This is a genomic window from Mucilaginibacter sp. OAE612 (genome assembly GCF_041806395.1).
GTDB classification, from domain to species: Bacteria; Bacteroidota; Bacteroidia; order Sphingobacteriales; family Sphingobacteriaceae; genus Mucilaginibacter; species Mucilaginibacter rubeus.
Window position 1 is genome coordinate 5,126,929 of sequence record NZ_JBGMUW010000001.1, and the last position, 12,907, is coordinate 5,139,835.

Annotated in this window: 12 protein-coding genes; 8 read left to right on the top strand and 4 right to left on the bottom strand. The window is 44.0% G+C overall.

Annotated elements, in window-relative coordinates; genetic code table 11:
* Positions 1-84: 84 nt before the first annotated feature.
* Positions 85-1,200: a M42 family metallopeptidase gene (locus tag ABID99_RS21160; RefSeq protein WP_090534250.1), complete on the bottom strand. Its 1,116-nt coding sequence runs from the start codon at positions 1,198-1,200 to the stop codon at positions 85-87.
* A 243-nt stretch (positions 1,201-1,443) separates the two neighbouring features.
* On the opposite strand from ABID99_RS21160, the gene ABID99_RS21165 reads away from it, so the two are divergent.
* Positions 1,444-2,340 (top strand): DUF6340 family protein, encoded by an 897-nt coding sequence (locus ABID99_RS21165; protein ID WP_373615036.1) that lies wholly within the window; start codon positions 1,444-1,446, stop codon positions 2,338-2,340.
* A gap of 67 nt (positions 2,341-2,407) precedes the next feature.
* Here ABID99_RS21165 and ABID99_RS21170 read toward each other — a convergent pair whose 3' ends face one another.
* Positions 2,408-2,842 (bottom strand): GNAT family N-acetyltransferase, encoded by a 435-nt coding sequence (locus ABID99_RS21170; protein ID WP_090534315.1) that lies wholly within the window; start codon positions 2,840-2,842, stop codon positions 2,408-2,410.
* A 187-nt stretch (positions 2,843-3,029) separates the two neighbouring features.
* A complete protein-coding gene (locus ABID99_RS21175; protein WP_373615922.1) occupies positions 3,030-4,526 on the bottom strand; it encodes an acyl-CoA carboxylase subunit beta in 1,497 nt (498 codons plus the stop codon).
* 151 nt (positions 4,527-4,677) lie between these two features.
* Here ABID99_RS21175 and ABID99_RS21180 point away from each other — a divergent pair, with 151 nt between their 5' ends.
* The 5 genes from ABID99_RS21180 (at position 4,678) to can (ABID99_RS21200) (ending at position 9,140) form a co-directional block, all read left to right on the top strand.
* Positions 4,678-5,010 carry a hypothetical protein gene (locus ABID99_RS21180; protein WP_176622231.1) on the top strand — a complete coding sequence of 111 codons (333 nt, stop codon included), beginning with the start codon at positions 4,678-4,680 and terminating at the stop codon, positions 5,008-5,010.
* An 80-nt stretch (positions 5,011-5,090) separates the two neighbouring features.
* Positions 5,091-6,695: a SulP family inorganic anion transporter gene (locus ABID99_RS21185; protein ID WP_373615037.1), complete on the top strand. Its 1,605-nt coding sequence runs from the start codon at positions 5,091-5,093 to the stop codon at positions 6,693-6,695.
* 14 nt (positions 6,696-6,709) lie between these two features.
* Entirely contained in the window at positions 6,710-7,426 is a 717-nt protein-coding gene (gene can, locus ABID99_RS21190; protein WP_090534255.1) for a carbonate dehydratase, read from the top strand.
* A gap of 284 nt (positions 7,427-7,710) precedes the next feature.
* A complete protein-coding gene (locus tag ABID99_RS21195; protein ID WP_373615038.1) occupies positions 7,711-8,463 on the top strand; it encodes a YoaK family protein in 753 nt (250 codons plus the stop codon).
* 20 nt (positions 8,464-8,483) lie between these two features.
* On the top strand, positions 8,484-9,140 hold the full coding sequence (gene can, locus ABID99_RS21200) for a carbonate dehydratase (RefSeq protein WP_373615039.1): 657 nt from the start codon (positions 8,484-8,486) through the stop codon (positions 9,138-9,140).
* 233 nt (positions 9,141-9,373) lie between these two features.
* Here can (ABID99_RS21200) and pruA read toward each other — a convergent pair whose 3' ends face one another.
* Positions 9,374-11,011 (bottom strand): L-glutamate gamma-semialdehyde dehydrogenase, encoded by a 1,638-nt coding sequence (pruA, locus tag ABID99_RS21205; protein WP_176622226.1) that lies wholly within the window; start codon positions 11,009-11,011, stop codon positions 9,374-9,376.
* A 152-nt stretch (positions 11,012-11,163) separates the two neighbouring features.
* Between pruA and ABID99_RS21210 the strand changes: the two genes are divergently transcribed.
* A complete protein-coding gene (locus tag ABID99_RS21210) occupies positions 11,164-12,096 on the top strand; it encodes a hypothetical protein (RefSeq protein WP_373615040.1) in 933 nt (310 codons plus the stop codon).
* A 179-nt stretch (positions 12,097-12,275) separates the two neighbouring features.
* On the top strand, positions 12,276-12,842 hold the full coding sequence (locus tag ABID99_RS21215) for a pentapeptide repeat-containing protein (protein ID WP_373615041.1): 567 nt from the start codon (positions 12,276-12,278) through the stop codon (positions 12,840-12,842).
* The last annotated feature ends 65 nt before the right edge of the window (positions 12,843-12,907 follow it).

A 12,907-nucleotide genomic window follows, 5' to 3' on the forward strand; every position in this document is an offset into this window, starting at 1 on the left:
GGGTATTTGTTAAAAGCTATTTTATAATTAATGTTAATAAGGAATGGATTTTTGCCCTTATTGTTTTACAAATTGTACTTTTTGTTATTTGATGTACCTAAAGTCCTGGCCGGCCTGGATATTCAGCAGCGACTCGTATATCAAACGGATTACGTTATCAACATCTTCTTTGTGGATCATCTCGACCGTGGTATGCATATACCGTAAAGGTAATGAGATTAATGCCGATGGCACGCCGTCATTTGAGTAAGCAAAAGCATCGGTATCGGTCCCTGTTGACCGTGATGATGCCTGACGCTGGAACGGTATGCCCGCTTTTTGAGCACTTTCAATAAGCAGCTTATTCAGGTTGTTTTGTACTGCCGGAGCATATGATACAACAGGGCCTTTACCGCAGGCTAAGTCGCCCTGGGTAATTTTGTTGATCATTGGTGTTTGGGTATCATGCGTAACATCGGTAACAATAGCCACATTGGGTTTAATTTTATGCGCTATCATTTCGGCACCGCGTAAACCTATCTCCTCCTGTACCGCGTTAACTATATATAAACCGAAAGGAAGTTTTACATTGTTTTCTTTAAGTAAACGGGCAACCTCGGCAATCATGAACCCGCCTGCACGGTTATCAAGCGCACGGCCAACATAATAGCGATCGTTAAGCACCATAAATTCATCTTCGTAAGTGATAACACAACCTACGTGGATACCCAGTTTTTCAACTTCTTCTTTTGAGGTGCAACCGCAATCTAAAAAGATATTTTTAAGGGTAGGCGCTTCTTCTTTATCGCCGCCCAGGCGGGTGTGGATAGCAGGCCAGCCGAAAACAGCTTTAACCACGCCATTATCGGTATGGATATTTACACGTTTTGAAGGTGCTATCTGATGATCGGAGCCGCCATTGCGGATAACATATATCAAGCCATCGTTAGTGATGTAATTCACAAACCATGAAATCTCATCTGCATGAGCTTCAATAACTACTTTGTAATCGGCTTTAGGATTGATGATGCCAACCGCGGTGCCATAATTATCAACATAATGGGTGTCAATATAGGGCTTCAGGTATTCCAGCCAAAGCTCCTGGCCTTTCCATTCAAAACCTGTAGGTGAGGGGTTGTTAATATATTTTTCAAAAAACGCGAGTGAAGTTTCGTTTACAACGGAAGTATGCTGTGGGGCGTCAGATTTCTTTTTAGCCATATTGAATTAATGTTTTCAATCTAAATGTAGTAATACAGCAAATATAATAAAGCTCATGACATTGCACTAAAATTAAACGGGATATAAGCGGTATATCAATTATATAAAATCAATATTAAACGTTTTTGAAAATATTTAGTCACAATGAAGGCGCTGGTTTGTTTTGATACAAAAATGACCGGTTATTTCATAAAGCATTCATACTTATGTTATACCTTTCCGCGATATTTAATTTTTAATAAGGTGAAACTATTCAGGCTAACTTGTATCCTATTTGCGGCATGTTTTTTAGCAGCATGCAGCGTACCTCAATATGTAAATGTTCCGGTTGATTACGCGCCGAAGCTGAATTTTAACAGGGCAAAAACAACCATCGTGGTCATTAACCACTACATGCCCGATTCGGCCCGTAACCGCAATAAACGCGTATTAACTACATTTAAAGCCGCCGCTTATACCGCTATAAACCATGCAGCGGTACAGCTGCATGCGCTGCCCGGTGTAAAAGTTGTACAACTGGTTGATTCGGTTAACTTTACCGCCAATACCGATTCGGTGAAATTTCTGTCAAAAAAATACAACGCTTCTTATGTGCTCGCGTTTGAGGATTTTAAAGGCGAAACCAAATTGCAGCAGGATTATTATAACGGCGTACCGTCGGTTTACCGGGTATCGGTGGTTAAAACCAGCTTTACTCTTTATGAAGCCAATGGCATCTACTTTAAAAGGCTAAACGGCGAGGCTGAAATAAATGACAATAATCCTTATGGTAATGCATCCAGCTTACTTGCCCATGGCGGGCCTTTATTTGATGCTATCCGTAATTCGGCATTGGATGCCCTAAAGGATTACCTGCCGTACACCGATTATCATGACAGGCCCCTGTATACTAATGGCGACCAGCTAAGCAGCTCGGTAGAACTGATCAAAGCCGGAAAATTTGATCAGGCTTTCAAGGTACTAAACCCGCTTATTGACGGGCCCGACCTAAAACTGGCCAGCAGAGCTGCTTACAACCTTGCGGTGGTTTATGAAGCGCAGGGAGATATTGACGCCGCACTTGAGGTGGCTAAGATCTCAAACCAAAAGCAACCGAATGATTTTGCCAAAGCTATTATTGTTGATTTGATGAAAGAGTAATTATAAAGCGGAAAGCAAAATGCACAAAGCCTAAAACAGTTGTGCGCTCGATAGCTTACCACTCTTGTTATTGCTGGCCTGGGGAAGGAATAAGTTGTTTTTCGAGGATCTCGTAGTCGAAGCCGTTTTTTGAAAAAAGCTTGCCGGTATGTGTGAAGCCATGTTTTAAATAGAAACCAATGGCCGATACCCTGGCATTACACCATAATAACGCGCCTCCATTAGTAAGGGCAAAATCGGTTATATGCTCCAGCATTGCTTTACCGATGCCCATTTTTTGAACTGTTTCATCAACAGCAAATTTGCGAAACTGCCATTCGGTGCCTTTATTAAAGAGGGATACTACCGCTATGATATGATTATCTTTAAATGCAGCAAAGTGATACCCGTGGTTATCCTCCTCCATCTCCATTTCATAAAGTTTGCTTTCGGGATATAAGATACGTTGCCTTAACCGCCAGGTAAGCTCCGGACGGATTTGTTCGATAGAGATGTTTTTCATTTTTTTTTGAGGCGAAAGGTAAAAGGCGAAAGGTAAAAGGTTTTTTTCAAATTCGCCAAACGCAAAGCTTTTAATGACACCGGATAGGCTAAAAGGCACAAGTAATCCCTGCACTGGCAGCTCTACAATACTTGCGCCGGAAAAAACGGACGTGCAAACCTTTGGCCTTTTACCTTTCGCCTTTAACCTACAAAGGAATATTCCCGTGCTTCTTCCTCGGGTTATTCACTACTTTATTTTCCAGCATTTTGAATGCCTGGATCAGTTTAATGCGCGTTTCGGCAGGTTCAATAACTTCGTCGATAAATCCGCGTTCGGCAGCACGGTAGGGATTGGCAAAGGTATCGGAATATAATTGTTCCATTTCCAGCCACTTGGCTTCATGGTCTTCGGCCTTCGTGATCTCCCGTTTAAAAATGATTTCGGCGGCACCTTTGGCTCCCATCACCGCAATTTCGGCCGATGGCCAGGCGAAGTTCATATCGGCACCAATGTGTTTGGAGTTCATCACATCATAAGCACCTCCATAAGCCTTGCGCGTAATTACAGTAACACGCGGAACGGTGGCTTCACAAAAAGCATATAATAGTTTAGCGCCATTGGTGATAATAGCATTCCATTCCTGGTCGGTACCGGGCAAAAAGCCGGGAACATCTTCAAACACCAGCAGCGGAATGTTGAAGGAATCGCAAAAGCGCACAAAACGGGCAGCCTTGGTTGATGAATGGATATCCAATACCCCGGCCAAAAAAGCGGGCTGATTAGCCACTATGCCAATACTGCGGCCTGCCAGACGCGCGAAGCCCACCACAATGTTTTCGGCAAAATCTTTATGCACTTCCAAAAACGAAGCTTTATCGATGATATGATCAATAACCTCACGGATATCATAGGGTTGTGAGGCTATTGATGGCAGGATGGCGTTTAGCTCAGGCCTAAGCTCGTCGCCGTTTTCGTAGGGAGCGGCAGGAGCTTTATCCTCACAATTTTGAGGCATATAGCTCAGCAGGCTTTTGATATGCTGAATGGCGGCTATTTCATTGGCACAGGCAAAATGAGTAACGCCCGATTTGCTGGCGTGGGTATTGGCACCGCCCAGTTCTTCGGAGGTTACCACTTCATGCGTAACCGTTTTTACTACATTGGGCCCGGTAACAAACATGTATGAGGTATGCTCAACCATTAAAATAAAATCGGTAATGGCGGGCGAGTAAACAGCACCGCCTGCGCATGGCCCCATAATAGCCGAGATTTGCGGAATAACGCCGGATGCCATAGTATTACGGTAAAAAATGTCGGCATAACCGCCAAGGGATACCACACCTTCCTGGATGCGCGCACCGCCCGAATCATTAAGGCCGATAAGAGGAGCGCCATTCTTTAGGGCGAGATCCATGATCTTGCAGATCTTTTCGGCATGGGTTTCGGAAAGCGAGCCGCCAAACACTGTAAAATCCTGGGAAAATACGTAGGTGAGCCGACCGTTTATGGTGCCATAACCTGTAACAACACCGTCGCCGGGATATTTTTCTTTCTCCATACCAAAATCAATGGAGCGGTGGGTAACCAGCATCCCTATCTCCTGGAAAGAGCCTTCATCCAATAAAAAATGCAAACGTTCACGTGCCGTTAATTTTCCTTTTTTATGCTGACTTTCAATACGTACCGGGCCTCCGCCCTGCATGGCTTCATGACGTTTTAGCCTTAACAGATCAAGCTTTTTATCCACAATTCAGGTTGTTAGTAATTGTCTAAAAATAGTAATTATATTGTAAGAATAGCTTTTGCTTACTTATTCTGGTGGTTTAATAACGGATTTTTATATATTTGTGTTGATGAAGATCAGGAACAATAAAATATGGGTAGTGGCGCTGTTCATGACCGTCTTTGTAATAAAGATGGGCATTTCGCTTGCACCTGTTTTTTTATATCTTGATAATAAAACGGTAAGCGCGGTGATCCTTCAGCTGGAGCAGGAAAGCAAAACTGAAAAAGACAGCCCCGAAAAAGACCTTGTGAAGGAGAAAAAAATCTTCGATGAGTATGACCTTCATACCATAAACTTCATCACATTTATTGCCGAAACCAAAGTTCTCCATAACCAGGAAAACGCCTTATATAAGCAGGTATATCACCCTGTGGTCCCCACGCCGCCGCCCAACGTTTAAAATGATTAACCGGATACTTCCCTATCCGGATAGCAATGCTATTTAATTCATTTTAAAGTTTTACTCAATTTTTCATTCTTATGCAAATCAAGCAAGGTGAGGCTGCTATGGGCAATCTCAACCTAAAAAAATATTTTCTGCCCAAAAATTTAAAAAGGGATATTCCTTCAAGTGTCGTTGTTTTCCTGGTGGCTTTGCCGCTGTGTTTAGGTATAGCGCTGGCATCGGGCGCACCGCTCTTCGCAGGCGTATTAACAGGCATTATTGGCGGTATAGTGGTAGGTACGCTTAGCGGCTCGCAATTAAGTGTAGCCGGTCCTGCAGCCGGTTTAACAGTAATTGTACTTAATGCCATTACTACGCTTGGCGCTTACGAAACCTTTTTAATGGCCCTGGTACTGGCGGGTGTTTTCCAGATCATACTTGGAATTGTTAAAGCCGGTACCATTGCCAATTACTTCCCGTCATCGGTTATTGAGGGGATGCTGGCAGCGATAGGTATTATTTTGATCATGAAGCAGTTTCCGCACGCGGTTGGCTATGATGCCGATTTTGAGGGCGATGAGGGCTTCAGCCAGATTGATGAACACAATACCTTTTCAGGTATAACGAGGGCTTTTGCCCGGATCAATTATGGCGCGGTGATCATCAGCGTGGTATCCCTGGCATTCATGATTTACTGGCCTAAGTTTAAAAAGCTGGCTGTTGTTCCGGCGCCATTGCTGGTGGTGCTGGCCGGGATAGGTTTAAGCCTGGCCTTTAACGGCACAAGCTTCGCCTTGCTTGATAAGCAGTTTGTACGCATACCGCTGGTGAACAGCAGTGCCGAATTTTTTGCGCTGTTTAAATCGGCAGATTTTAGCCAGATAGGCAACAAGCAGGTTTGGATAACGGCCTTCACCATTGCGGTGGTTGCCAGTTTAGAAACACTTCTGAGCCTGGAGGCTGTAGATAAAATAGATCCTATCAAACGTATCTCGCCCACTAACCGCGAACTGCTTGCACAGGGAACGGCCAATATAGTTAGCGGTATGCTTGGCGGTTTACCCATGACGGCGGTGATTGTTCGTTCGTCGGCAAACGTGAATGCGGGTGCCCGCACTAAAGTGAGCGCCATACTGCATGGCATATTGTTATTGGTTGCTTTACTGGCGATACCGTCTTTAATTAACCATATCCCGCTGTCGTGTTTGGCAGCGATCCTGCTGATGACTGGGTATAAACTGGCTCGTATAAGTCTTTTCAAGCACATGTGGCACCAGGGCTTGAGCCAGTTTATCCCTTTCGTAGTTACCATTGTGGCCGTTGTTATGACCGATCTGCTTATTGGTGTGGGCATAGGCATGCTGGTAGGGATCTTTTATATTCTGCGTACCAACCTGCGTAACCCTTATTTCTATCATCTGGAAAAGAACGGCAGCAAAAAAGTTATCAGGATTAAGCTGGCCGAGGAAGTATCCTTCCTGAACAAGGCTGCCATACAGGTAACGCTTACCAGTTTACCGCAAGGCGCCGAAGTGGTGATCGACGGATCGAACTCAAGGTACATCGATCCGGATGTGCTGGAGATCATCCATAATTACAAGCACAATGCCTATACCAAGGGCATTATTGTGCAACTGAACGATGTAAAGGACAAGTATGACGTACCTCCTTTAAAAGAACTGGTTTATAACCCTAACTAAAAAATCGAAAAACAATGTCAACACAAGAAAAAACAAACGGCAAAGCCGTAATAGATACAAACAATATTAAACTGGCCCAATCAAGCAGTTACAGTACTTTAATTAAAAACAACGCCGCCTGGGTTGAGCGTAAACTTGCCGAGGATGGTGAGTACTTTAAGAACCTGGCCAAAGGTCAGAGTCCTGAAGTGCTGTGGATAGGCTGCTCAGACAGTCGTGTACCGGCTAACGAAGTAACCGGAACCAAACCCGGCGAAGTATTTGTGCACCGCAATATTGCCAACGTATGCGTACACTCAGACATGAACATGCTGAGCGTACTTGACTATGCCGTTAACGTACTAAAAGTAAAACACGTTATTGTTGCCGGGCACTATGGTTGCGGCGGTGTTGCCGCTGCTATGAGCAGCAAACAATTTGGTTTAATTGACAACTGGCTGCGCCATATTAAGGATGTGTACCGTTTGCATAGCCATGAACTTGACCGTATAACCGACGAGACCACCAAAGTTAACCGCCTGGTTGAGCTTAACGTTACCGAGCAGGTATATAACCTGTGTAAAACCACCATTATCCAAAACGCGTGGAAAGAACGCCATGACCTTGAAGTACACGGTTGGGTAATTGACCTGGGCAGCGGATTGGTGAAGGATCTTAAAGTAAGCAGCAGCAGCCCGCATAATTTAGGCTACGTATACGAGCTTGACGTTGAAGCTGTAGCTGCACACTAAAATATAATTTGATCAGTGCTTCCGACGCTGTAAGGGGCGTAGGGAGGTTTGATTGTTAAGTTGATCCCGGCTCTTAGGAAGTGGCCGGGATTTTTTTTAGCCGGCCCCACCCAAACCCTCCCCGGAAGGGAGGGCTTAAAAAGCTAAGCTGATTTTAAAAGTCTCCCCTTCCGGGGGAGATTTAGAGGGGGCTTGTTAAAATATTATCCGTTGCATCAAACAAGCTTATATAAACTTGGTTAAGGTTTTGTAAATTGTAACTGAACCCCTGCCGTGAAATATCTATGCTTAAAGCTGTAAAAGAACAACGTACCCTTAAAGAAAACCTGATGCTGGCCTCGTCAACGGCATTTGTAGCGGGCGTTACCAACGTGGCGGGCATGCTGGCTTTTTTGGCTTTTACATCTAACATTACCGGGCATGTGGCTAACCTCGCCAAACACATTATTGAACAAAACTACCGCCAGATGATCATCTTTTTAGTTTGGTTGCTGATGTTCTTTGCCGGGGCTTTTGTATCCAGTTTTATTGTACGTTCATTTGATGATAAAAGCAGGTGGCGGGCAAACTCCACCCCAATGGTAATTGAAGCTGTTATTTTACTGGGAGTTGCCATTTACGGGCATAATTTTTACCGGGAAACACAGATGGAGCGCGAAATTGTGATCAGCGCTATTTTGTTTTCGATGGGATTGCAGAATAGCCTGGTTTCCAATATCTCGGGCGGCCTGATCAAATCGAGTCATTTAACCGGTTTATTTACCGATCTGGGCAGTGAGGTGGCCGAATGGTTTCATCCCCGCACAGAAAATACCGAAACGGCAGGTAATAAAATATTGATCAGGTTTACAGTGCTTGGCTTTTACCTGTTTGGTGCACTGGCAGGCGGATACTTTTTTAACCTGTATGAGTTTGCCATATTTTATTTTATCCCTGTTATTTTGCTCACCATTATGTATTATGACGTTTCGCCGCTTGCTTTGCATAAACTTAGCCGTATGTTTGCATCGGGCAGAAAACGTCAAACCGCATCTTAAAACATCAATCTCAAAAATATATGTGCGCTCAAATTCATGATACCAGTCATATCACCTATGAAGGCTTACTGGAAGGGAACAAAAAATTTATTGAAGGTGCTTTAGCCGAAGACCCTCAATATTTTGATAAGCTGGCTAACGGGCAAAAGCCCCCTATCCTTTGGATAGGCTGCGCGGACAGCCGCGTACCTGCCAACCAGATCACCAATACCGCCCCGGGCGAGATCTTTGTGCACCGCAACATCGCCAACATGGTTATACACTCGGATATGAATATGCTGAGCGTACTTGACTATGCCGTGAACGTATTGAAAGTAAAACACGTAATAGTGACCGGTCATTACGGTTGTGGTGGAGTTAATGCCGCTATGAGTAACAACCAATTCGGCCTGATTGATAACTGGCTGCGCCACATTAAAGACGTTTACCGTTTACATGCCGATGAGCTTGATGCTATTACCGATGAAACTGAGCGCAGTAACCGCCTGGTTGAACTGAATGTGATAGAAAACGTGAACAACCTTTGCAAAACATCTATCGTGCAAAATGCCTGGAAAAACGGCCAGGAACTTTCGGTACACGGCTGGGTTTACAGCCTCAGCACCGGCCTTATCAACGATATGAAAGTAAGCACATCCAGCAATGAGAATATGGATGCTGTGTTTAAATTCAAGTGAGAATAGAAGCAAGAGGTCAAGAGTCAGGAATCGAGAATATAGATTCAAGAAGTCAAGAGTCAGGAATCAAGACCGGAAGATTCAATAGCTTATAAGAAAACAAGAAAGAGTCGAAAAATCGGGTTTTAACATTTCCGATCTTCGACTCTTTTTATTTCTAAGCTATGACCTAAAGATTCTTAAACCAGCTTCTTCTTGTCTCTTGAAGCTTGGTTTCTTGACTCTCTTCTCAACTACACTTCTTTAGCCAAAAACGGATACCTGTAATCTTTTGGCGGATCAAAGGTTTCTTTGATGGTGCGTGGCGATACCCAGCGAAGCAAGTTAATCATTGAACCGGCTTTATCATTAGTGCCCGACCCTCTTGCGCCGCCAAATGGCTGCTGACCAACTACCGCACCTGTAGGTTTATCATTAATGTAAAAGTTACCTGCCGCGTTGCGTAAACGGGTGGTAGCTTTTTCAATAGCATACCTGTCCTGCGAGATGATTGAGCCTGTAAGCGCGTATATGGAAGTTTTATCTACCACCTCAAGGATCTCATCAAATTTATCATCTTCGTAAACATATACGGTTAGTACCGGGCCAAAAAGCTCCTCGCACATGGTTACGTAATATGGGTCTTCAACTTTTAGCACAGTTGGCTCAATGAACCAGCCTTTGCTTTTATCGTAGTTACCGCCGGCAACAATTTCAACGCCCTCATCGGTTTTAGCAGCGTCGATGTATTTGGCCAGTTTGTCAAACGACAATTCGGTGATCACGGCATTGATGAAGTTTTCAAAATCTTCTACCGGGCCAATTTTAAACGAAGTAATGTCGCGCTGCATGTTTGCTTTTACCGCAGGCCACAATGAAGCCGGGATATAAGCCCTTGAAGCAGCCGAACATTTTTGTCCCTGGTATTCAAAAGCGCCGCGAACAAGGGCAGTGCTTACCACATCGGCGTTGGCGCTCGGGTGGGCAAGTACAAAATCTTTACCGCCGGTTTCGCCCACAATGCGCGGATAGGTTTTGTATTTGTGGATATTGGTACCGATAGTTTGCCAGATGTTCTGGAATACTTTGGTTGAACCGGTAAAGTGGATTCCTGCAAAATCAGGGTGGTTAAAGATCACTTCGCCTGCAACAGGGCCATCAACGTAGATCAGGTTGATAACGCCATCAGGTACGCCGGCTTCTTTAAAAATCTTCATGATCACGTTAGCAGCGTAGATTTGCGTATAAGCAGGTTTCCAAACCACTACATTGCCCATCATGGCTGCAGATGCAGGCAGGTTCCCGGCAATAGCCGTGAAGTTGAATGGTGTAAGCGCGAACACAAATCCTTCAAGCGGGCGTTGTTCTACACGGTTCCAAACACCTTTGCCCGATACCGGCGGCTGTTGTTTGTAGATCTCGGTCATGTACTCCACGTTGAAACGCAGGAAGTCGATCAACTCACAAGCCGAATCGATCTCGGCCTGATAAGCGTTCTTTGACTGACCAAGCATGGTGGCTGCGTTGATTTCGGCACGGTATGGGCCGGCAATCAGTTCGGCAGCTTTCAGGAATATGGCAGCACGTTGTTCCCAGGCCAGGTTTTCCCAGTCGGCTTTAGCTGCCAGGGCTGCATCAATAGCGGCTGTGACGTGACTTGCATCACCTTCGCTGAAGGTAGCCAGCAAATGTTTATGATCATGCGGCGGACGAATTTCCAGCTTAGTGTTGGTACGTACTTCCTTGCCGCCAATGTACATAGGTATATCTAATTGTTGGGCACGACCGGCTTCTAAAGCTGCCTTAAGCGCCACACGCTCCAAGCTCCGCGGACCGTAATTTAAAACGGGCTCATTTACCGGTGCCGGAACATTAAAAAATCCTTTAAGCATAGATGATAATTTATGTTGCCGCAAAGATAGGGATTTTGCAGGGGAAGGTTGGGTAGGCGAATGTCAAAATAATGGTGGAGGAAACCCGTAGTTGTAGTTAATTTATTTGTGGATGGAAAAAAGTTCGGCATCTTTAACATAAAATCCTAAATATGTTTTCCTTTTTTAAACGCCCTCGTAATAATGTTGTAGCACCCCAATGGGCTTCTTTTTTTAGTGACGCTGAATACCGGGATTTTATTAAGGCAATTGATAAGTTTTTTTACAAGAAGAACATCAGTTACAAGATAGAAGATGATGCTTCAATAAAGGTTGGGCCTAACGATTTTGGATTGAATATTTTAGGTTTAACAAATGTTGCACAATTATGCAAGCAAGACGAGAGGCGAAACTACTATGAATTAATTTCCGGCCATTTTGATGCACTGATAAGGACTTATCTGTTCGATAAGGATTTTAACGCGATCGTTGACGATTACGAAGCAATAGAGAAATATCTTGCCACCCGCCTTTACCCTTTAGGCTACCTGGAATACGGAGGCGAAGAAAATAAGATCTATAGCATGATTGCAGGCGAAATAGCTAAGGTATTAGTATTTGATTTGCCGGATGCAATTCAGACAATAACACCTGAGCAAGCGGAAAAATGGAATAAAACCTACGATGAGCTGTTTGAAAAAGGCGTTGAAAATGTAAGGCAGAAATATCCGTGCAGTATTTCGAGGGAGAAAATAGGCGAATTTGAAGTCCTACTTGCCCAGGGCGATCATTTTTTCGCACCGAATATTGTATTTGACCTGGAGAAACAAAGTATTGTTGGCAATTGGGGAGCGATTATCGGGGTACCTCACAGGCATGCTGCAATTATATATCCGCTTGAAACATTAGCGGTTGTCAATGCTGTTACTTCGATTATCCCCGTCGTTGATAATATGAGTAAACAGGGGCCCGGAGGGGTTAGCAATAATCTGATCTGGTATAAGGATGGTGTTTTTGAACAACTACGGTATAAAATAAAAAATAATAATATCGAGATTTATCCATCGGAAAAGTTTTTGGAAGTGCTGAACAATATGGCTGAATGATAACTCCTATTTTGTTAATTACAACCTGATTTATCGATTGAGCGAAGCAAGATTGCGCAGGTGCGAAAGAGAATCTTGTACGCCATGCAAATCCGGTAAGCATGGTGGTTGATCATTTTCATTTAATTTAAAGAGACCGGAAACCATCCCATTCCCTTTAACCTTTTACATTTGCCCCCATGCAACCGCTACTCTACGAAGATCAAACTTTCACCAAAATAACCGCTGGCCAACTCAACGGCACCACTTACGAAAACTGTAAATTCATCAACTGCGACCTTGCGCATGTCCACCTTACGGGCATTACTTTTGTCGATTGCCTGTTTGATACATGTAACCTGCTTCTTGCAGAGTTAGGCAACACCGGTTTGCAGAACATTCGTTTTAAGCACTGCAAAATAAGCGGCGTAAACTTTGGTAAGGCTAACGACTTTTTGTTCGAAGTGCATTTTGAGGATTGTATTTTAGATAATGCCGTGTTTTATAAAAAGAAGAACAAGAAGGCTACCTACGCCGATTGTTCCATGATGGAAACCGACTTGACCGAGGCCGACCTGAGCGATTGTAAATTCATTAACTGTAATCTTAAAAACGCCTTCTTCAGTCGTACCATCCTTAAAAACGCCGACCTGAGCACATCCTATAATTTCATCATCGATCCGGATGATAACATCATCAAAAAAGCAAAGTTCTCGCTTCATGGTTTACCAGGATTGCTTGCCAAATATGATATCCGGATAGGATAATATTTTGGCGACTTATTAGTTAATATCAAAAGCATAAAATTAAGAATCGTCATTGCGAGTAACCA

Coding starts and splice junctions, on each gene's coding strand:
- ABID99_RS21160 (WP_090534250.1), bottom strand. CDS start 1,200: ATGGCTAAAAAGAAATCTGACGCCCCACAGCATACTTCCGTTGTAAAC.
- ABID99_RS21170 (WP_090534315.1), bottom strand. CDS start 2,842: ATGAAAAACATCTCTATCGAACAAATCCGTCCGGAGCTTACCTGGCGG.
- ABID99_RS21175 (WP_373615922.1), bottom strand. CDS start 4,526: ATGCAGGGCGGAGGCCCGGTACGTATTGAAAGTCAGCATAAAAAAGGA.
- ABID99_RS21180 (WP_176622231.1), top strand. CDS start 4,678: ATGAAGATCAGGAACAATAAAATATGGGTAGTGGCGCTGTTCATGACC.
- ABID99_RS21185 (WP_373615037.1), top strand. CDS start 5,091: ATGCAAATCAAGCAAGGTGAGGCTGCTATGGGCAATCTCAACCTAAAA.
- can (WP_090534255.1), top strand. CDS start 6,710: ATGTCAACACAAGAAAAAACAAACGGCAAAGCCGTAATAGATACAAAC.
- ABID99_RS21195 (WP_373615038.1), top strand. CDS start 7,711: ATGCTTAAAGCTGTAAAAGAACAACGTACCCTTAAAGAAAACCTGATG.
- can (WP_373615039.1), top strand. CDS start 8,484: ATGTGCGCTCAAATTCATGATACCAGTCATATCACCTATGAAGGCTTA.
- pruA (WP_176622226.1), bottom strand. CDS start 11,011: ATGCTTAAAGGATTTTTTAATGTTCCGGCACCGGTAAATGAGCCCGTT.
- ABID99_RS21210 (WP_373615040.1), top strand. CDS start 11,164: ATGTTTTCCTTTTTTAAACGCCCTCGTAATAATGTTGTAGCACCCCAA.
- ABID99_RS21215 (WP_373615041.1), top strand. CDS start 12,276: ATGCAACCGCTACTCTACGAAGATCAAACTTTCACCAAAATAACCGCT.